Source organism: Planctomycetia bacterium (genome assembly GCA_015075745.1).
Taxonomy (GTDB): domain Bacteria; phylum Planctomycetota; class Phycisphaerae; order UBA1845; family UTPLA1; genus UTPLA1.
Genome location: JABTTW010000001.1, coordinates 61,964 through 81,434, shown reverse-complemented (window position 1 = coordinate 81,434; position 19,471 = coordinate 61,964). Strand labels below are relative to the sequence as shown.

Sequence of the window (19,471 nt, the reverse complement as noted above, 5' to 3'; positions counted from 1 at the left end):
GATTCATGCCGCCGCGGACGCGGCAGCGGACGCAGGATGTTAGCAGAGGGCAGCGAATGGCGACAGCAAGGCGGAATGGACAAGAGGAGGCGGCAATCTTGAGCCAGACTCAGGCGAATAGCTCCGCGATGGGTGCGGCCGAGTGGTCATTGACCACGCGAAACGGCCGCCCTTCGGACGACTTGTTGGATCGCGTCCAGTCGATGTCGAGTGCCTGGCAGATAGTGGCGTGCAGCTCGCCCACGCGGATGGGCCGGTCGGCCACTTCATGGCCCCGATCGCTCGCCCCGATGACCTGACCGCCGACAAGGCCGCCGCCGCCGATGACGGTGCTCCAGACGCGCGGCCAGTGATCGCGGCCCTGATTGCCGTTGATGTTCGGCGTCCGGCCGAATTCACTGGTGAGGATGACAACGGTCTGGTCCCAAAGGTCCTTGGCGCGAAGGTCCTCGATGAGTGTGGAAACGGCAACGTCCAGTTCACCGCTCTTGGCCTTGACCGTCTCAAAGTTGTCCTGATGCGTGTCCCATCCGGGAAGGGCAACCTCGATAAAGCGTACGCCGTACTGCACTAGTCGCCGCGCCAGCAGGCAGCCCTGCCCGAATCCGGATGTTTCGCCGTAGGCAGCGCGCACGGCATCCGGCTCGGCGTCGAGGTTGAAGACCTTCGCGGTGCGCGGCCGCATCATGAGCAGGGCGGCGTTGTAGTGTTCGGCGAAGCCGTCGAGAACAGGATGGCGGGGGTACTTCGCCCGGAAGCTGCGGTCGAATTCGCTGAGCAGCTTCAACCGGTCGTTGAACCGGCGCTCGCCGACGCCCTGCGGAACGACGAGGTTCTCGTTGGCGCGCTCCGCCGCGCCGACGTAGTAGGGAGCGAACTTCGGGCCCAGATAGCCCGCGGCCCAGTCAATGCCGATCGAGACATACGGCGGAAGATTCGCATCGCGCGGCGAAGGGCCAAGATACTTGGCGGTGATGGAACCGAGGGTCGAGTGCTTCATGCTCGGCAGCACCTGATAGCCGGTGTGCATGAGGTACGTCGCGCGGTCATGATCGAATTCGTTACTGGTCATGCTGCGAATGAGGGAGAGGTGCTTGAACTGACTCGCGATCCGCGGAAGGTGCTGAGAGATGACGACGCCGTCGGCGGTCGTCTTGATACCCTCGAAAGGGCCACCGAACTCTGAGCCGGGCTGAGGGTCGAAGGTGTCGAGATGACTCATGCCGCCGCCCATCCAGAGGAGAATGACCGATTGGGCTCGGTCAGGCTTCTTCTTCGGTGCGGCGTAGAGGATGCGCGGGTCGAGAAGGCCGAGGAAGGTCGCGCCGCCGGCAGCCCCGACAGCGGAGCGCAGCCACTGGCGGCGGGTCATTCGCTGGTAGCTCTCACAGCCCCGGCATGAATTCATGGATGCACGCTTCCCATTGGCGTTAACGAATGTACTGAAACTCCCGGGTGTTGATCAGGGCCCACTGCAGATCTTCCCAGGCCCATTCGTTTTGACCAAAGCCGACGTAGTTCAAGGCCCATTGTCGCTCCTTGACCGTTGGCAGCCGAGTGAGGAACTGGACAAAGAGTGCGTCAACGAGCTGCGCACTTGTGAGGCTGCTTTGTCGATCCCAATAGACGAGCGGATGATCGGGGTGGATGCGGATGGCCGCGCTGACGAAGTCGCCGTTCATGAGTGTGAGCGATTGCTGGACACTGCCGGTGGTGGGGCGGGGGAGAAGCGTTTCGCGGTCGGAGGCGCCGAAGACAGTGAGAAAGTCGCGCGGCGGGGGAGGGTACGGCTTGAGGATGGATGCGCGAAGCCAGTTCTGACTTCGGTATCTGCCGGTGGCGGCGAGGATCGAGTCCTGAATCTGCTCGGCGCTCATCCGACGAAGCGGCATGATCTCGAACATCGCGCCGGGCTCGCGAGCGGATTCGTCGCCGTTGTCCGAGACCTTCCTGACGAGTTTCGGCACCTTGCGTGCGGACATCTGCTGATAAGTCCGCGAGGTGGCGATCGATCGAAGAATGTGCCTGAGGTCATAGTTGTGATCGACAAACTCGAGGGCCAGCCAGTCGAGCAATTCGGAATGAGAGGGCGGATTGAGAGCGCTGAAATTATCGACCGGCATTACGAGGCCGGCGCCCATGAGTTTGTTCCAGAGTCGATTGACGGCGACGCGCGCAAAGAAGGGGTCATCGCGCCGAGTGATGAGGTCGGCGAGAGCTCTTCGACCGCGACCGAGCTCGGAGACAGCTCCGGTGATGAAGGTGCCGTCGGCCCGGCGCTCGCGGTCCTCCAGCCGGAAGATGGGCATCGGGACGACCCGGTCGCCGACGCGTACTTCCTGCGTGCGATAAGGTCGCGGACGGCTGCCATGCCAGAATCCTGCCATTCCCTGGAACTGCTTTTGCGTCCACCAGTCGGTAGGGTGGTCGTGGCACTGGGCGCACTTGAGCTGGATGCCCAGGAGACTCTGGGTGACGGAGACGGTCAGGACATCCGGGTCTCCCCGGTCTCTGAGGATGTAGGCGGCCGCGTCATTTTCGTCGGCCGGGCCCTGGGCGGTAATCAGCTCCTGAACCCACTGATCGTAAGGACGGTTTTCGATGAGGCTGCGGTGGATGAAACGCTTCAGGGCGCCATTGGGTGCACCGCGGACGCGATCGCGCTCCCGCAGAAGGTCGCCCCAGAAAATGGTCCAATGATCCGCGTACTGCGGTTGCTTTAGAAGGAAATCAATCCACTTGGAGCGTCGCTCCTTCTCGTTCCATTTGAAGTATCGCTCGAGGTCGGTGGCGGTGGGGATGAGACCGACCAGATCGAGGCTGGCGCGGCGCGCGAAGTCCCAGTCATCGCAGAGCTTCGCAGGCTTGACCTTCTCCGCCTTGATGCGCGCGAGGATGAAATTGTCGATTTCGTTAAAGGGCCGAAAGTTGCCGAAGCGGACCTGCGGGACGGTCGGGCGTTCCCGGGGGAGGGCCTTGAGCATCTGTGGTTCACCCTGGGGACGGGAGTAGCTAAAGTCCGGGACCTTGTCCTGGGCGAAAGTCTGTGCCGGTCCCGCAATGAGAATCACTGCAAGGGTCATCAGCATCAACGGACTCTTCCCACCACTTGAAGGCATGGTCGGCCCTCCGATCGGCCCGATACATTGAACAACGACCGATTGTACGGTTTCTTGCAGCGCTCGCTAAAAATCGGTGGTTGTCTTGCTTCATTAGCGAGGATTTTACTTGAATAAGCGGTGGGCGGTTAGCAGAATCACCTCAAGCGAGGCTGAATCGATCGAACCTTGTGGGACGGGTGGTCCCGCGCGAAACAGCCCGCGATGCGGCTCACCCCGGCCCATAAAGGGAGTTTTTCGCGATGGAGATGACGAAAGCTCGACACGCACCGGTAAAGACGGAGGGATGGATTTTGCCGGCTACCGTCATGATGGTCACATTGTCGATTGCATACTTGGCGTCGGCTGATCCACCGCCCGGTTATTACAGTTCCGTGGACACGACGAATAGTTCTACGCTACGCGCAACACTTCACCCGATAATCGACGATCACACGAGGTTTCCATACACATCCTCGTCCACGGACACTTGGAATATCCTCGAGTTGGCGGATGAGGATCCGAGCAATCCATCCAACGTTCTGGATATATACAGGAATGCCAGCTACGCCAAGGTGGGGGCCGGCAATACGAATTACAATCGTGAGCACTCCTGGCCCAATTCGTATGGTTATCCCAATGACGGCTCAACGAATTATCCTTACACAGACTGCCACGCGCTGTTCATCGCCGATGACTCTTACAACTCCAGTCGAAGCAACAAGCCCTATCGCTTTTGCAGCGCCGCCTGCGCCGAACAGATCACGCTGCTGACGAATGGACAGGGTGGCGGCAGCGGCGTCTATCCCGGTAACTCGAACTGGACGACGGGCTCCTTTACAACAGGTACGTGGGAAACCTGGATCGGACGGCGCGGGGATGTGGCGCGGGCCCTGTTTTATCTTGATCTTCGATACGAGGGCGGCACCCATGGGATCACCGGCGCGGCTGAGCCGGACATGATTCTGACCGACAACGAGTCCCTGATTGCCGCGTCGAACACGGGGGCGAATGAGTCGGTTGCGTACATGGGAATGCTCACTGTGCTTCTCCAGTGGCATCAGCAGGACCCAGTGGACGCCAAGGAGATGAGCCGCAACGACGTGGTCTTCAGCTTTCAAGGGAATCGTAATCCCTTCATCGATCACCCAGAGTGGGTTGAGTGCATCTGGAACAACGTATGCGGAAGCGGCGACACCACGCCGCCTGCCGGTCCGACCGGGTTGATCGCCACCGGTGGAAACGCTGTCGTCAATCTCAATTGGAACGACAACCTGGAGTCAGACCTCGGCGGCTATAACGTCTATCGCTCGACAACGAGCGGCGGCCCCCATTTAAAGCTCAACGTGTCGCTTATCGCGACGAGTTCCTACGCGGACAACACGGCGAGCAACGGCACCACGTACTATTACGTCGTCACGGCAGTAGACACGTCAAGCAACGAATCCGGCAACAGCAATCAGGCTTCGGCGACGCCTTCAGGCGGTGGCGGGACATCGGGTCCGTGGATCAATGAGTTTCACTATGACAATGATGGAACTGACACCGGGGAGTTCGTTGAGATCGCCGGTCCTGCCGGCACCGATCTAACTGGATGGCGCGTCATCGGATACAACGGAAGCGGCGGCGCGACTTACGCCACGGTCAATCTCTCCGGAATTATTCCCGATCAGCAGAGCTGCATCGGGGCACTGAGCTTCAGCTTTGCGGCGATGCAGAACGGCTCGCCTGACGGCCTCGCGCTGGTCGACACCGCGAGCACGGTTCGCCAATTCATCAGTTATGAAGGCGCGTTCACGGCCACGGACGGCCCGGCACTGGGCATGCTCTCCGTGGATATCGGCGTGAGTGAGTTAACCACGACTCCCGTGGGTCAGTCGCTGCAACTGACAGGGACCGGCAAGCAATACTCCGACTTTGCATGGCAGCCGCCGGCCACCACTAGCGCCGGTCAGCCAAACGGCGGCCAGACTTTTAACGACCCGTCTTGTATCGATGTGACACCCCCGGCGGCGCCAAGCGGACTTGGCGCTACCGCGGGGAACGCGATTGTGGATTTAGATTGGAGCGACAATTCCGAAGGCGACCTGGCCGGTTACAATGTTTACCGAGCGACCGCGAGCGGCGGGCCCTATTCGAAATTGAACGTCTCACTGGTGGTCGGCAGCCTCTACGCCGACGGGACCGTGACCAACGGCGTCACGTATTATTACGTGGTCACGGCGATAGACACATCCAGCAATGAGAGCGCCGACAGCAACGAGGCCTTCGCGACGCCTTCCGCCGGCGTAACGGTGCTTATTTCGTTCCTCGGCAATACCACGGTTCCCGGCGTCGGCACGGTCGCAAATGAAGACATCGTGGCCTACGACACAGGCACGGGCGCGTGGTCGCTTTACTTCGACGGGAGCGATGTCGGATTGTCTTCTTTTGCCATTGATGCGCTCACGGTACTCCCCGGCGGCGAACTCCTGATCAGCGTTGACGTGGACGGAACGCTTGCAGGGCTGACGGGCGGTCCCAGCGGTACATCGATTGATGATTCGGACATCGTTCAGTTCACACCTACGTCGCTGGGCGCCAGTACCGCGGGTACGTGGACCTTCTATTTTGATGGGAGTGATGTCGGGCTGACTACAACCGCGGAAGATATCGATGCCTTGTTCATCTCGGCGAGTGGACAACTGGTCATCTCGACGCTTGATGCACCGAGTGTCACGGGTCTGAGCAGCTTGCAGGACGAAGACCTAATTGCCTTCACGCCGACCAGGCTGGGTTCGGTGACGACCGGCACCTGGAGCTACTACTTCGACGGCAGCGATGTGGAACTCGCGACGAGCAGCAATGAGGATGTCGATGCCGCGTGTTCTGTCTCAACCGGAGAAATCCTGCTCTCGACGCTCGGGTCATTCGCGGTTACCGGAGTATCGGGTAACGATGAAGATGTGTTTGAGTTCACGCCCAGCTCATTGGGTACGGTGACGGCCGGCTCCTACAGGGCGTTTATGGACCTGAGCACGCTGGGGATTGGCACCAGCGCCGACGTAAATGCGATCGAGATTCTCGAATAGCGCGCCGTCACCGCGATATGAAAAGGGGTGGGCAACGAATGCCCACCCCTCTTTTTGTGCGTGCAGCGAACTATTCGACTATACCCAGCCGCGGAGTTTGCAGGCCTCGGCGACGCGCGTCACGGCGACCATGTAGGCCGCGAGTCGCATGTGGACCTTCGCCTTCTCGCGGGTGGAGTAGACTGAGTTGAATGCATCGGTCATGCGGCGATCGAGCTGCTGGTGGACATCTTCCAACGACCAATAGTAGTTGTAGGTGTTCTGCACCTGCTCGAAGTAACTGACGGTCACGCCGCCGGCATTGGCCATGAAGTCCGGGAGGACGAGGACGCCAGCCTTGTGCAGGATCATATCGGCCTCGGGGGTCGTTGGGCCGTTGGCGAGTTCACAGAGGACTTTTGCCTTGATCTTCCCGGCGTTGGCGGCGGTGATCGCCCCTTCGAGTGCGGCCGGGTACATGATGTCAACCTCGAGTTCGAGCAGTTCGTTGTTCGAGATCGGCGAGGTTCCAGGGAAGCCCTCGACCTTGCCCGTTTCCAGCTTGTACTTGACGACGGCTGCCGGATCGATGCCGCTTTTGCTCATGACGCCGCCGCGCGAGTCACTGACGGCAATCAGTTTTCCGCCGCCGAGAATCTCCGGATGGAGCGTTGCGGCAAACTGGCCGGCATTGCCGAATCCCTGAATGGCATAGGTGCTCTTGGTCGCGTCGAGTTTGATCTGCTTGCACGCTTCGCGAACGACGTAGACGCCTCCGCGCGCGGTGGCGTCGCCGCGTCCCTGCGATCCGCCGAGGGCGATCGGCTTGCCCGTGATCATGCCGGGGTGGCTGTAACCTTTCATGGCCTCATATTCATCCATCATCCAGGCCATGATCTGCGGCGTGGTGTATACGTCCGGCGCGGGGACATCGCGGTGGACGCCAAACTCATGGCCGACGGACCGGATATATGCGCGAGCAAGGCGCTCCTTTTCGGCCTCGCTCATTTCCTTGGGGTTGCAGGTGACGCCACCCTTGCCGCCTCCAAGGGGGATGTTTACAACGGCGCACTTCCACGTCATCCACGCAGCGAGGGCACGGACGGTGTCGATGGTCTCGTCAGGGTGCCAGCGGAGGCCGCCCTTGGTGGGTCCGCGCGAAGAATTGTATTGCACGCGATAGGCGTGAAAGATGCGGGTTTGGCCATTGTCCATCTTGACCGGCAGGGTCATGCGGTATTCCCGCATGGGCCATCGCAGCAACTCGTGGGTGGCCTGGTCGAGGCCGAGTTTCTTGGCGGCTTCGTCGAGTTGTTGCTGAGCGATCTGAAACGGATTCATCACCGACATGAACGACACTCCTTCACATCACAACCTAATTATTCCCGGGATTTCATGCGTCCGGCCGGGACCGCCCGGCGAGGATGGGACGCCTGTTCTCTCAACGCTGATGCTCAATGCGTCTAGCAAGTCGTGTTCCAGTGCCGATTGTGGTACAGCCTTAGATAATGAGTAATCTCGCCCAAGCTTGCGGCATCCTACTATGCCTGTTGGTGAGGAACAAGCGAGGCGTCGGCGATGACAAAAGGCGCCGGCAGCCGCGTCGTATTTTCGGGGCCTGGCGAGTATGAAGGCGGAAGCAATTGATTACTTCAAGTTGCCGAGATTCGGGCGCGTCAGTAGCTTTTGGACCAGCAGGTAATTGACTCCGTGGTATTCAGTTAGCTCGCCGCTGATGAGAAAGACAATCGGATTCGTGCCGCCGGCTGATGCGATCTCCATGTCCTCAAGCAGACGGTTCGGCAGGAGTCGAATCGGCAACTCCGCCTCGGCCTGGCCTCTGCTTTCAAACGCGAAGACGTAGTACTCTCCTTCGCGGGCCAGTCGTCCCGGCCGATCCACAATGCGGTAGCCGTCGGGGTACAGTCGCGGCGTGATGGGGGCCACGCTGTTTTGCGGGATGACCGACAGATCAATCTCCTTGCGCTCGATCGTCTGACCGGGCTGGGTGGGGAGGATGACGGGCTTGGGCGGCGCGTCCTCCGGCTTGGTGAGCGCTCTTAGAATATCAGAGGCCGAAGGCTCGCGGGGCGGCTCCATCTCTTCGTGTTCGGACGGTTGAGTGGAGGCAGCGGCCTTCTTCTCCTTGGGCTGATCTGATGCTGCGCCAGTCGGCTCCTGTTGAGCGAGGACCGGCAGGATCAGGCAGGTCGCGAACCACGATGCAGCGGCAAAATGCCAAAGTCTCAGGGTCGTCGATTGGCTGGCGATTGTGAACATGTCATGTGCCTCCGCACGGTTTCATCTTCGCGGGTATTTTCATTCTATCGGCTGAGTTCGCTCCGCAGCTTTTCCGGGCTGGTCGTGGGAGCCTTGCAAACATAGTCCTTGCAGACGTAGGCGGCGGATTTCCCATCGAGCGCCTTCTTGCCGGCAAGGAGGGGTATTCTGGCTACGACGGATTCGGACGTGCCAGGTTCTACTCCAGCCAGGGCAAGATTGGGAATGTAGGATTGCCAGACGGCGTCGACGAGCGCCCGACCGCCGGACTCGTCGCCCTTTGCGACGATGATGGCCACTTCTCTGGGACGACGGTGAAAGTAGTCCACGGCGCAGAGCATTCGTTCACTGCGAAATGGCGAGTCGATTATTTGTTTGCCGAATGCTCTGAGCGATTGTTCGGCCTCGCTTCGAAGTTTTCCGTCGTCGAGGAGCGTGGCGAGGCGGAGGAGATTCATGATCTGCACGGAGTTGCCGGACGGAATGGCTCCATCGTTGGCATCCTTGGTACGGACGAGCGTCACTTCGGCGTCATCGGCGGTGAAGAAGTAGCCGCCCGGTTCATCGCGGAAATGTTTGATCACGGCGTCGTTGAGTCGGGTAGCCTGATCGAGCCATTTCGCGTCAAAGGTCGACTCATAAAGGTTAAGCAGTGCATCGATCAGGAAGGCATGATCGTCAAGGTATGCCGGCGTGTGGCATTTTCCCTTGCGATAGGAACGCTGGAGTCGGTCATTCTTGATCATTGAAGACAAGATGAATTCCGCCGCTTTTGAGGCGGAGTCGCGGTATTTATCATCGCCGAGGATGCGATAGCCGCGGGCCATGCTCGCGATCATCAGGCCGTTCCAGGATGCCAGTATCTTGTCATCAAGATGGGGCGCCACTCGCTGGGCGCGGACGGTGAGGAGCTTTTTTCGGCAGGACTGAAGTCGGGTGTCCAGCTCGTCGGATGAGACGCCGTGCAACTTGGCAACAACGTCGGCAGGTCGCGGCACGTTGAGAATGTTGTGACCTTCCCAATTGCCGGAGTCTGAGACGTCGTAATAGTCACAAAAGAGCCTTGAATCGCTTTCGCCGAGGACTCGATCGACCTCCTGCTTGGACCAGACGCAAAAGCGGCCCTCTTCGCCCTCGCTGTCAGCGTCGCGCGAGGAGTAATAGCCGCCTTCGGGGCTTTGCAGATCGGCGATGACGTAATCGAGCGTCTCGCGGGCGACGCGGGCGTAGAGCGGCTTGCCGGAGAGTTGATAAGCCTTCAGGTAAATGTCGCTGACCAAGGCCTGATCGTAGAGCATCTTTTCAAAATGCGGGACGAGCCAGTCGGTGTCGGTCGAGTATCTGGCAAAGCCACCGGCGAGTTGATCGTAAATGCCGCCGTAGGCCATCTTGTCGAGTGTGAGCTCGACGAGCTCGCGCATTTTCGCATTGGGCTTGTCCTGTGAGAGACTGTGGTGATAGGCGCGGAGCATGAGGTCCATGGCCATCGACGGGGGAAACTTGTTGGTGCCTCCGCCGCTCATGCCGCCCTTGACCGGGTCGAACGCACGAGTGAGGAAGTTGGCCGCCTCCAGGACCTTTTCAAACGGGGGGATCGTGTCGCCGTGCTCGATGGTTGTGAGCTGGTGAACGGCGTCGGTCAGCGACTTGGCTTGTTTGGTGATGTCCTCTCGCTGCTCACGCCAGGCCTTTGCCAGGTATTCGAGGACTTCTTTGAAGCCCGGGCGGTTGTAGGCCGATGTCGGCGGGAAATATGTGCCGGCGTAGAAGGGCTCGAGTTTCGGCGTGAGCCAGACGGACATCGGCCAACCGCCGGATCGGGTGAAGACCTGGGTCGCCATCATGTAAATGTTGTCGAGGTCGGGGCGCTCTTCGCGGTCCACCTTGATGCAGATGAAGTATTTGTTCATGACGGCGGCGATCTCTTCGTTCTCGAAGCTCTCGCGCTCCATGACGTGGCACCAGTGGCAGGCGGAGTAGCCGATGGAGAGGAAGATGGGCTTGTCTTCCTTCCTGGAGCGGTCCAGCGCCTCGGGGCCCCATTCGTACCAATCGACGGGATTGTGAGCATGCTGCAGCAGATAAGGGCTGGTCGCGTTGGCGAGGCGGTTGGTGTGCGGGTGTGTGGTGGTGGTCATACCGCTCTCCGTTGTTGTTGGGGGTTCCGTGGGGGGAGTCTGAGCGGAAACGAAGTTCATCGAAAGCACCGTGCCCAGCACGAGCCATGCCGCGCGCGATGGACGATGTGAACGGCGATTCGTTGCACTCTTGATGGCGATTCCGGCCTTCATGTTAATACGCGAGTATAGGTTCGGAGAGCCCGCCGTGCCATGAAACGCGCGGAAGGCGGGATTCAGTCGGTAAACCGACTGTGGACCAACTTGTTGAAGTTATCGATGAGGCGGGGCAGATCGAACGTTGCGATCTGGCTGTCCTGGACAACGGTACGGCCGTGGACGAAGACTCGGTCGGCGCGGGCGACGTGGCAGAGCAGAAGCGCGCCGAGTGGATCCTGCTCGACGGCGCCGGCGAGTGCGATGTCGTCACGGCGATACATGGCGAGATCGGCGCAGGAGCCGCGGGCGATGTTGCCGAGTTCGGGGCGATTGAGCACCGCGGCGCTGCCGAGAGTCGGAAGCGTGAACGCCTCTGCCACGCTCATGGCATCGGCGCCGCCGGCTACCCGGGCAAGAAGCATCGCTTGTCGCGCCTCCGCGAGGAGGTGGTTCCCGTCGTTGCTGCTGCTGCCGTCCACACCGAGGCCCACGCGAGCGCCGGCGGCGAGCAATCGACGAAGCGGCGGAATCCCGCTGCCGAGGCGCATGTTGGAGCAGGGGCAGTGCGCCACGCCGGTATGGGTGTCCGCGATGCGGCGGATGTCGCCGTCGGACAGATGAACGCAGTGGGCCAGATAGACGTCGGCGCCCAGCCATCCGAGCTTGTCGAGCCACTCGATGGGGCGCATTTTGAATCGCTCGACGCAGTAACGCTCCTCGTCAAGGGTCTCGGCGGCGTGGGTGTGCAGCAGGGCGCCGCGCTCGCGGGCCAGGGCGGCGGTGTCGCGCGAAAGGCCCTCGCTCACGGAAAACGGCGAACATGGGGCCAGATCGATGCGGCGCATGGCGCCGGGCCTCGGATCATGAAATTGTTCCAGCACGCGCTGAGAGTCCACGAGGATGGTCTTTTCATCCTGCACGCAGACGTCCGGCGGCAGACCGCCCGCAGATTGGCCAACGCTCATGCTGCCCCGGCAGGCGTGGATGCGCATGCCCAGCGACTCGGCAGCCTCCAGCACGGCCTCGATGCGGACATCGGTGCCCTGGGGGAAGATGTAGAAGTGGTCGCTGGTCGTGGTGCAGCCTGACAGGAGTAGCTCGGCGATGCTGATCTGGCTGGCCAGCTTGACCGCCTCGTAGTCGAGATGCTTCCACTTTTGATAGAGTGCTGTCAGCCAGCCGAACAGCGGGGCGTCCCGCACGCTCTTGAGCCCGCGGGTGAGGGATTGATACAGATGGTGATGCGTGTTGATAAGGCCGGGAATGACGAGATGTCGTGAGGCGTCGATCACCTCGGCCGGCGGGGGGGATGCAGCCGAGTCTATCTCCTTCGAAGGCCGAACATCGGTAATCATTCCCCCATCGATGAGAATGCTCTGATCGTTCAGGACGACCGGTACGCCGGCGCGGTGGCAGATGATCGTGGCATGATCGATTCGAAGCATGGCCCGTCAATTGTACGCGCATTTGCGAGGTCGGGGTATGGAATGGGTCCCCCGTGCAGGCTACTTCTTAACCGGCGAAATCTCGCGATGGAGGGCTGATTCCAGCCTGGACAGTTCGCTCTGGCCAAGAGCGGCAAGAACAACGCGGTGCTCTTTGGTGTCGACCAGCTTGACCATGCCCGTCTCCAGCCCGGGGTCGTCAAAGACCCACTTGATACCGAGCTGGTCGGCGAGCTTCATGGTGTCGGCGAGGCTCGCGGCAGTCACGTCAAAGGTCACGAACAGGACCCTTTCGCCCTTGTGTCGCTTCTGAAGCTCCTTTAAGGCCGGCGTGACCTTCGCAGCGCATCTTGGGTATATCAGCAGGAAGTCGGGCCAGCATGCTCAAGGCTGCTCCAGAGGAACTCTTGCAGCAGAGCTTGCTTGAGGAGCAGGTCTTTGTGCTCTTGCACTCAGCGCTTTTCTCTCCAGCGATCGCGCGGGCGCCAATTATCAATAGACCGGCGACGGCGCGAGTGGCTGCGATTTTTCGCATTTTGAAACTCCGTTTCTTTTTGGATTGTGGGGGTCCAGCTAAGTCTTCAGGCGCCTGTCCGTTCATCCGAACCGGGCACGGCCGTACCCGGCGAACGAGCCGTTCGTTCATTCTTATATGCGCGCTGGGGCAGGGGGGACTCGTGGAAATCTCCACGTTGTGTGACGGAGGCCCTTATTCAAGCGTTTCGAGGAATTCGCAGAGGATATTCGTGAATTCGTCGGTTCGCTCCAGCGGGGTCAAATGGCCCGATTCGGCGACGATTTCCAGCCTGGAGCCGGGGACGGCGGCGTGCATTTCGCGATGGACATCGGGCGGGGTGATGACATCGTGCTCGCCGCAAATGAACACTGTGGGACAGTCGATGGAGGCGAGGGTGGGGGTTGAATCGGGACGATCGGCCATTGCCTGCAGCGCGCCGATGACGCCCTCGGGTGGCTGGGAGGACATGATCTCGTACCATTCCTGCTTTAACTCAGGATCAACATTCGCGGCGAAGAGCTTTTTGATCATGGCGTCTGCGACGGCCTTGCTGCCAGAGGTGCGCACACTCTCGATCATCTTCATGCGCCCGGCGCGAGCCTCGGCTGAATCGGCATTGGCGCGGGTGTCAATGAGGGCGAGTGCCTTGGTGCTGGCACGATGCCGGCGGAAGAATTCAAAGGCGACATAGCCGCCCATGGACAAGGCCACGACCACGACCGGCCGCTTCTCGCCGATGTCGTCAAGAAGCCCGGCGAGGTCGTCCGCATACGCTGTCATGGAAGGCCTGCCGGATACGTCGCTCTCACCCAGCCCGCGCAGGTCGGGGATGATGCAACGATACTCTTCCGGCATCTGGGCGATGGCCGGCTCCCACATTTGACCGGTAAGCGGGAAGCCGTGAATGAATAGAATCGGGGCGCCGGACTCGTCGCCGGATTCTTGAACAAAGAGCGGGGAGCCTTGGCTTTGGTCTGACATGTCGATGGTTGTACGTCAGACGAATCCTGCGTCAAGTTGTGCGGCTACTTGCCCGCATCCGAGGGAGTAAGCGGGTCCTTTGCCGCTTCGCCCTTGATACGGCGATGCTCAATGTCCTCCATCCAGCTTTCCTTGCTGTCCTGGTACCAAGTCCAGCGAGAGAAGAACTTGTCTTTCCCGTCAAACCGGATGAGACACTTGTCCATGTGTCCTTTGTCGCGCGATGGCAGATTGGTGGCGTCGAGGTAGGTGAAGGTGATGCTGCTCAGGTCGTCCGCAATCTCGGTGGCGACGAGTCGCGGCTGATTCTTGGCGACGCAGTAATGCGTGAGCATCAGTCGATCGCCGTCCATGTGTATCATCGACGCCATCCACTCGTTCGGATGCGCGCCGTAGGACAGGTCCATGAGACACGATCCGCCGGCGATGACGCGGTAGCTGATTCGCTCGGTCCAGCCCTTGGTGCTCTTGCCTTCCCAGTCGCCGCTGAGCTTCTTCAGATGCTCGAAGGCCTTTTTGGATTTGTCGCCGCCCGGGTCAGCCATTCTCGCGGGCGACTCGGCTTGAAGCAGTGAAAGTGCGCAGACTGATACCACCAAGGCTAAGACGACTGCATACCGATTCATGGCTTTTTCTCCTGCGTTAATGGCGGCGTCACGGGCCGCCACGCATCGTTCATTCAGCTCGCCAGGACTTTCGTTGATTCTACCCACACGTGATGACGGGTGTACACGAAAGTGAGTGTCGTTTTTTTCCAATGGCGACGCGGTCTGCAAAGAACCGGGTGATGCTACTGGAGATGCAGGAATGAGAGGTGCAGTTCGGCGTGACGAAGATTCAGGGCGATTCGCTCCGAATCGGGCAAGTCTCCCAGCGCGGGGCTCTTGAATTTCGCAGGCTCGCCACTGCTCAGACGTCTCAAGGCCTCGCGCAGCCGGGTTGCGCCATCGTCGATGCTCAAATTGTCCGTTGCGAATGTGCCATTCTTGACCTTCGGAATCATCACGCCGGCTGGCAAGCCCTTGCGGAGATACCTGTTCTTGAGGAAGCCGAGGATGACACGTATGAGCCACGGCGGCGGACCGATCGGATAGCCCTTGTAGGCGTAATTGATCCATTCGGCGACGTGGCCCATGGCCTGTCCGGCGGTCCAGTTGCCTGTGGTGCGCAGCTTGGCGGCCTTTTCAGCGGCGACAATTCTGTCGATGTCGGCCAGCACGTCCTCGACGGAATTGAATCGAAGCGTGCGACGATCAGTCACGTGCTTGGTGTTAATCATTGGCGAGTCCCTGAGCAGATGGGAAGGGTTGGGCCAGGTGAATGAAGAACCGCCAACCACATCGCGAATGGATTATAGACAGGATTGGATACGCGTCGAAACCCGATTTTGATGAGTCAGGATTGGGCCGAATGATCGGCTATCTGGCGTTCCACGGATCGCCGGCGATGGCTGCGGAGATGCAGTCCAGGACTTTCAAGGCGTCTTCCTGGTGCTTCTTGCTTCCGACAGATCGTGGACTGAGTCTTAGCTTTGGGCAGTCCTTGAGAGAATTCGAAGACGAGGCTTCCGCCATTTTGCGAATGGCATCGTCAACGCGGCCCAAAAATCGGTCGAGCGTGGGGAGATAATCGGCGGCTGTGTCGGTCGCGAAGAATCGTTCAATGCCCACCGCAAGCAGGCGCGACATCAATGATATCAGCTTCGATTGAGTAGACTTGCTCGCATCGGGATAACACCGAACTGCCGCGTCAACGGCGATCTCTTCATTCATTTCGTCGCGACCGCCGGACTCAAGTTGCGAGATGCGTGCCGCGAGGACCGTTGCCAAAGCGTCTGCGCTCTCCGCGCCGTTCTTGAAGGAGGCCACATTCGCTTTGAAGTCGATCGCCTGATAAATGACGCGGAGGGCAATGCCGTCCTGCTCCGCAGCGCCGGCGCGACCCAATGCGGAGAGTAACGATCGGCAGCGGCCGGCGTCGTCCTTGAGCTTGTCGTGCAACTGCACGATGACGCGCGCGGCCATCAGCCTGACTGCGGCGTGGGAAGATTTGAGCGCGTCGGCGAGCGTGTCGGCGGTGTCGGGATGGTCGAGGGCAGACAGGACCATGACGCCATCGGTCGCGCGATCCAGCGTCTCACTCGAAACAAGGCCGGCAGCCTCGTTTGCGCAGGTCCTTGCATAGGTGGCAAGGCCCGCTGGGCTGGCGCCGGGGATCTGGGCGGTCTTGGTGATGCGATCTCGCGCATCTGCGCGGCTATCCGTCGACTTCGCACCGATGAGCCGGCGAAATCGCAGGGCGACTTCCGCCTCCATGGTCGCCGCCTGGGTGCGGGAGATGTCCTTGCTCTTGATGATGTTCTCGAGCGCGTCCTGTGCCAGGGCGGTGCCCGGCAGGACAAGGAATAGACCGACGATGGCGAGCGAGAATGTGCCTTTGTGCATTACTTTTACCTGATGATTATCCCGCCGCCGGGCCAGGCCCTCATCGTGATGCGTCGACGGTCTGCCGGCGTTGAGGGCGTGTTCGCTTGCAGGCATGTTATCTTAACGGAGCACCGCCATTGATGCGATGCCGTTGCGGTTTTCCGCCTATTAGACCGTATCAGGCGGCGGCTTGGCATGTCAAGGGCTCGCCTGCCAAAAAACGTTTGCCAACCTAGGGTTACGGCGATTGACGAAAGTCCGGCGGCTTGAGTCATTGGGCCCGCAGTAGTATTATCAGTCGTGAAGGCCGGGCACCCGAAAGTCTTGCTCGCCGTGGGGTCCTTCATGAAAGCCAGCAGCATTCCAGCTCCGGCTGTTCGTCGACTCAGTCTCTACCTCCGTGAGTTAGAGGCGATGCGGACGAGCGATCAGCGAACCGTCTCGTCCAAGCAGCTGGGCGCGGCATTGCGCGTCACTCCTACGCAGATTCGCAAGGACCTGGCCTATTTTGGGCAATTCGGCCAGCCGGGGATCGGCTACGACGTCAACGAGCTGACTTCAGAAATACGCCGCATCCTAGGTACAGATCGCACCTGGAACGTCATTCTTGTTGGAGCGGGTAACCTCGGCATGGCACTCTCCGCCTATCGGGGTTTCGCGCGCAAGGGCTTCAAGTTGTCAGCCGTCTTCGATGACGACCCGTCCAAGGTCGGCAGGCCGGTGTCGGGCGTGCCGGGCTTGCAGGTTCTTTCCATGCAGGAAATCGGCCGAGTCGTGGAAGAGCGTCAGGTGCGGCTGGCGATCGTGGCGGTCCCGGCCGAAGCGGCTCAATCGGTGGCCGAGAAGCTCGTGGCCGCCGGCGTGAAGGGGCTGCTCAACTTCGCACCAGTGAACCTGAATGTGCCCGCTGACGTGGCGGTTTCAGCCGTCGATCTCGCCGTTCAATTGGAACAGCTCTCGTTCCAGGTGATCTGCGCGCGGTCGGACTGACCACTCGCTAATTTGGCATCTACTAGTCTGGATCTCAGGGCTTCTTGAAGCGAAGGAAATAGTTCTCGGCGAGGTATGGCGCCGGCGGGGACTGCTCCAATTCGAATCCTGCTGAAGTAATCTCATCAATCACCGTCTCCCGGCCGGCGCGGACGTGCCCAAGAATCCAGTCTCGGCTCTTGCCTTCGATGCGTTCGAAGTCGATCACAATGAATACCCCACCGGGTTTCAACGCCCGATAGATGGAGGCGAGCGTGCTGCGCGGGTACTCGAAGTGATGGTACGTGTCGCTGGTGAAGGCGAGGTCGATCGAGTTGGGTGGAAGCTCGACCGATCGCTCTGTACAGAGAACGGTCGACACATTGGTGATCGACTCATCGCTTGCGCGTTGTTGGATGAGGTCGAGAAACTCGGGAACGATGTCGACCGCCATCACCTTTCCATCTTGACCGACGGCTCTGGCGAACAGGAGGGTAAATAGGCCCGTTCCAGCGCCGATATCGGCCAAAACATCGCCTTCAGCAATGCGGCAATCGCCGACGATCTCATGCCGAGCTTTGTAGATCTCCCGGCTTTCGCTTTCGAATCGGCCCATCCATTGGGGGATGTCCGGGTTGGCATAGTCTGCGTTGATGCCGGGCTTGACGCTTTGCTCGTAGAGTGCGGGATCGCATCCGCCTCCGCTGCGAATCAGCCAGACCGTTAAGCAAACGATCAGCAAGATGGCCAGGGGCCGGTTGGACGCGGTTGCGGGGGTTTCGCTCATGAGGGCAGTTTGGCGTGAATACCGGGCTGGTCAAGTCGGACGATAAAATGGTCAGACTCAATGGGGGTATCACTCTTCGCGGTCCTGGCGGGCAACTAATCCAAAGTATTGACAGGATTGAAGAAGGAAAGACACAGCAAACCGCCATTCAGTCGGGTATGGGAGTTAGGCGCGATCCGGCCAATCGTTTAGCATGTGGAAGTTGCGAGCCGGAGCGGAGGGTTTGGCGATCGATAACGGCGATTGGACCAGCGGCGCTGAAGCTGGTTAAAGTTGCCCGAGGCCGCCCCACGAAGCATTTTCAACCCATAAAGAGAGAATCCAAATGACGACGAAGACTTTGATTTCCATGGGAGCACTTACAGCGGTAGCGTTGGTGGCCAGCCCTGCGAACGGACAATGGGGCCAGTTCGGCGGCCCGGCGCAGGACTTCAAGGCGAGTTGCGGAACGCTGGCCATGGAGTGGCCTGACGAAGGACCGAAGCAACTTTGGAGCCGCGACTTGTGCGAGGGTTACTCCGGTATCGTCATGGATGGCGATGTGCTCTACACCATGGGCCGCGAGGGCGACAAGGAATCGGTCTTGGCGATCAATTCGAAGGACGGCAAGACGATCTGGCAGCAGGGATACGACTCGCCGCCACGCGAGGGGCATGTCAGGGAATTCGGCGAAGGCCCGCGCGGCACGCCGACGATCGACGGTGATCGGATCTATACGATTGGTGTATCGGGAAAGATGCACTGCCTGAATATGAAAGACGGGAAAATCCTGTGGTCGCACGATCTCTGGGAAGAGTACAAGGGTAACTTCCTGAATCACGGTTACTCGTCGAGCGTCTTTGTCTATGGCGACACGGCGATCGCCCTCGTCGGCGGCAAGGGTCATTCGATCGTCGCTTTTGACAAGAAAACGGGAAAGGAAGTCTGGAAGGGGCTGGACTTCGATAACAGTTATTCCTCCCCCAAGCTCATCAAGGTCGATGGTGAAGAGCATCTGGTCTGCTTCATGGCTTCGGAAGTGATCGCCATCAACCCCAAGAACGGGAAGCTGCTGTGGAGCTTTGAGCACAAGAATCGGTGGGGCCAGAATATTTGTCAGCCGATTATCGGTGACGATCACATGGTCTTCATTACCTCGGTCGACACTGCGGGCAGCAAGGGACTCAAGCTTTCCAAAAAGGACGGCAAGTTTGAAGTTGAGGAAGTCTGGGCGAATCGAAAGGTGGCCGTGCATCACAGCAACGCGATCCGCGTTGGCGACTACATCTACACCTCGACCGGCGGGCAGGGGCCGGGCCTTTTTTTCGCGGTGAATGCGAAGACGGGCGACATGGCTTATCGAAAGCGTGGCTTCTCAAAGTCCACACTGCTGATGGCGGGGGACAAATTCATTCTGCTCGACGAGGACGGCAAGCTTGGACTGGTCGAGGCCACGCCGGAAAAGTTTGATATCCTTGCGCAGGCGAAAGTGCTGGATCGCGTCTCGTGGACCGTGCCGACGCTCGTGGGAGCGAAGCTCTATCTACGCGACAAGAAGAAACTCGTCGCGCTCGAACTGGGCAGCAAGGCCTATGCAACGGCGGCCGGCGAAGCAAAGGCCGCGTCCTGACGACACGACAGTCCCGGAGATTGACGAAAGCCG

At 59.9% G+C, this 19,471-nt stretch carries 14 protein-coding genes and 1 pseudogene; 3 read left to right on the top strand and 12 right to left on the bottom strand.

Annotation, left to right across the window (positions count from 1 at the left end):
• Positions 1–109: 109 nt before the first annotated feature.
• Together HS101_00340 and HS101_00335 are read right to left on the bottom strand one after the other, a co-directional pair.
• A complete protein-coding gene (locus tag HS101_00340; GenBank protein ID MBE7504721.1) occupies positions 110–1,408 on the bottom strand; it encodes a DUF1501 domain-containing protein in 1,299 nt (432 codons plus the stop codon).
• Positions 1,409–1,430: 22 nt separating this feature from the next.
• Positions 1,431–3,119 (bottom strand): DUF1553 domain-containing protein, encoded by a 1,689-nt coding sequence (locus tag HS101_00335; GenBank protein MBE7504720.1) that lies wholly within the window; start codon positions 3,117–3,119, stop codon positions 1,431–1,433.
• A gap of 308 nt (positions 3,120–3,427) precedes the next feature.
• On the opposite strand from HS101_00335, the pseudogene HS101_00330 reads away from it, so the two are divergent.
• Positions 3,428–4,303, top strand: a pseudogene (locus HS101_00330) (endonuclease).
• A gap of 1,944 nt (positions 4,304–6,247) precedes the next feature.
• Here HS101_00330 and HS101_00325 read toward each other — a convergent pair.
• The 9 genes from HS101_00325 to HS101_00285 form a co-directional block, all read right to left on the bottom strand.
• Positions 6,248–7,498: a Glu/Leu/Phe/Val dehydrogenase gene (locus tag HS101_00325; GenBank protein MBE7504719.1), complete on the bottom strand. Its 1,251-nt coding sequence runs from the start codon at positions 7,496–7,498 to the stop codon at positions 6,248–6,250.
• Positions 7,499–7,795: 297 nt separating this feature from the next.
• Positions 7,796–8,428 carry a hypothetical protein gene (locus HS101_00320; GenBank protein MBE7504718.1) on the bottom strand — a complete coding sequence of 211 codons (633 nt, stop codon included), beginning with the start codon at positions 8,426–8,428 and terminating at the stop codon, positions 7,796–7,798.
• Between the two features lie 44 nt (positions 8,429–8,472).
• Positions 8,473–10,566 (bottom strand): thioredoxin domain-containing protein, encoded by a 2,094-nt coding sequence (locus tag HS101_00315; GenBank protein ID MBE7504717.1) that lies wholly within the window; start codon positions 10,564–10,566, stop codon positions 8,473–8,475.
• A gap of 215 nt (positions 10,567–10,781) precedes the next feature.
• The gene (locus tag HS101_00310; protein MBE7504716.1) at positions 10,782–12,149 is read right to left on the bottom strand and encodes an 8-oxoguanine deaminase; all 1,368 of its coding nucleotides are present in this window, start codon (positions 12,147–12,149) and stop codon (positions 10,782–10,784) included.
• 60 nt (positions 12,150–12,209) lie between these two features.
• Positions 12,210–12,428 carry a hypothetical protein gene (locus HS101_00305; GenBank protein MBE7504715.1) on the bottom strand — a complete coding sequence of 73 codons (219 nt, stop codon included), beginning with the start codon at positions 12,426–12,428 and terminating at the stop codon, positions 12,210–12,212.
• A 430-nt stretch (positions 12,429–12,858) separates the two neighbouring features.
• A complete protein-coding gene (locus tag HS101_00300; GenBank protein MBE7504714.1) occupies positions 12,859–13,647 on the bottom strand; it encodes an alpha/beta fold hydrolase in 789 nt (262 codons plus the stop codon).
• A 44-nt stretch (positions 13,648–13,691) separates the two neighbouring features.
• On the bottom strand, positions 13,692–14,273 hold the full coding sequence (locus HS101_00295; GenBank protein MBE7504713.1) for a hypothetical protein: 582 nt from the start codon (positions 14,271–14,273) through the stop codon (positions 13,692–13,694).
• A 164-nt stretch (positions 14,274–14,437) separates the two neighbouring features.
• On the bottom strand, positions 14,438–14,926 hold the full coding sequence (locus HS101_00290; protein MBE7504712.1) for a DUF1569 domain-containing protein: 489 nt from the start codon (positions 14,924–14,926) through the stop codon (positions 14,438–14,440).
• A 139-nt stretch (positions 14,927–15,065) separates the two neighbouring features.
• The gene (locus tag HS101_00285; protein MBE7504711.1) at positions 15,066–16,187 is read right to left on the bottom strand and encodes a hypothetical protein; all 1,122 of its coding nucleotides are present in this window, start codon (positions 16,185–16,187) and stop codon (positions 15,066–15,068) included.
• 231 nt (positions 16,188–16,418) lie between these two features.
• Between HS101_00285 and HS101_00280 the strand changes: the two genes are divergently transcribed.
• Positions 16,419–17,063 (top strand): redox-sensing transcriptional repressor Rex, encoded by a 645-nt coding sequence (locus HS101_00280; GenBank protein ID MBE7504710.1) that lies wholly within the window; start codon positions 16,419–16,421, stop codon positions 17,061–17,063.
• A gap of 34 nt (positions 17,064–17,097) precedes the next feature.
• On the opposite strand, the gene HS101_00275 is transcribed toward HS101_00280, so the two are convergent.
• Positions 17,098–17,829, bottom strand: a complete 732-nt coding sequence (locus HS101_00275; GenBank protein MBE7504709.1) for a class I SAM-dependent methyltransferase — start codon at positions 17,827–17,829, stop codon at positions 17,098–17,100.
• Between the two features lie 325 nt (positions 17,830–18,154).
• On the opposite strand from HS101_00275, the gene HS101_00270 reads away from it, so the two are divergent.
• On the top strand, positions 18,155–19,438 hold the full coding sequence (locus HS101_00270; GenBank protein MBE7504708.1) for a PQQ-binding-like beta-propeller repeat protein: 1,284 nt from the start codon (positions 18,155–18,157) through the stop codon (positions 19,436–19,438).
• Positions 19,439–19,471 lie beyond the last annotated feature (33 nt).

What these genes read in the sequence shown, in the direction of transcription:
- HS101_00300 (MBE7504714.1), bottom strand. Translation starts at nt 13,647, where the DNA reads ATGTCAGACCAAAGCCAAGGCTCCCCGCTCTTTGTTCAAGAATCCGGC.
- HS101_00315 (MBE7504717.1), bottom strand. Translation starts at nt 10,566, where the DNA reads ATGACCACCACCACACACCCGCACACCAACCGCCTCGCCAACGCGACC.
- HS101_00290 (MBE7504712.1), bottom strand. Translation starts at nt 14,926, where the DNA reads ATGATTAACACCAAGCACGTGACTGATCGTCGCACGCTTCGATTCAAT.
- HS101_00310 (MBE7504716.1), bottom strand. Translation starts at nt 12,149, where the DNA reads ATGCTTCGAATCGATCATGCCACGATCATCTGCCACCGCGCCGGCGTA.
- HS101_00270 (MBE7504708.1), top strand. Translation starts at nt 18,155, where the DNA reads ATGACGACGAAGACTTTGATTTCCATGGGAGCACTTACAGCGGTAGCG.
- HS101_00285 (MBE7504711.1), bottom strand. Translation starts at nt 16,187, where the DNA reads ATGCCTGCAAGCGAACACGCCCTCAACGCCGGCAGACCGTCGACGCAT.
- HS101_00275 (MBE7504709.1), bottom strand. Translation starts at nt 17,829, where the DNA reads ATGAGCGAAACCCCCGCAACCGCGTCCAACCGGCCCCTGGCCATCTTG.
- HS101_00335 (MBE7504720.1), bottom strand. Translation starts at nt 3,119, where the DNA reads ATGCCTTCAAGTGGTGGGAAGAGTCCGTTGATGCTGATGACCCTTGCA.
- HS101_00295 (MBE7504713.1), bottom strand. Translation starts at nt 14,273, where the DNA reads ATGAATCGGTATGCAGTCGTCTTAGCCTTGGTGGTATCAGTCTGCGCA.
- HS101_00325 (MBE7504719.1), bottom strand. Translation starts at nt 7,498, where the DNA reads ATGTCGGTGATGAATCCGTTTCAGATCGCTCAGCAACAACTCGACGAA.
- HS101_00340 (MBE7504721.1), bottom strand. Translation starts at nt 1,408, where the DNA reads ATGAATTCATGCCGGGGCTGTGAGAGCTACCAGCGAATGACCCGCCGC.
- HS101_00320 (MBE7504718.1), bottom strand. Translation starts at nt 8,428, where the DNA reads ATGTTCACAATCGCCAGCCAATCGACGACCCTGAGACTTTGGCATTTT.
- HS101_00280 (MBE7504710.1), top strand. Translation starts at nt 16,419, where the DNA reads ATGAAAGCCAGCAGCATTCCAGCTCCGGCTGTTCGTCGACTCAGTCTC.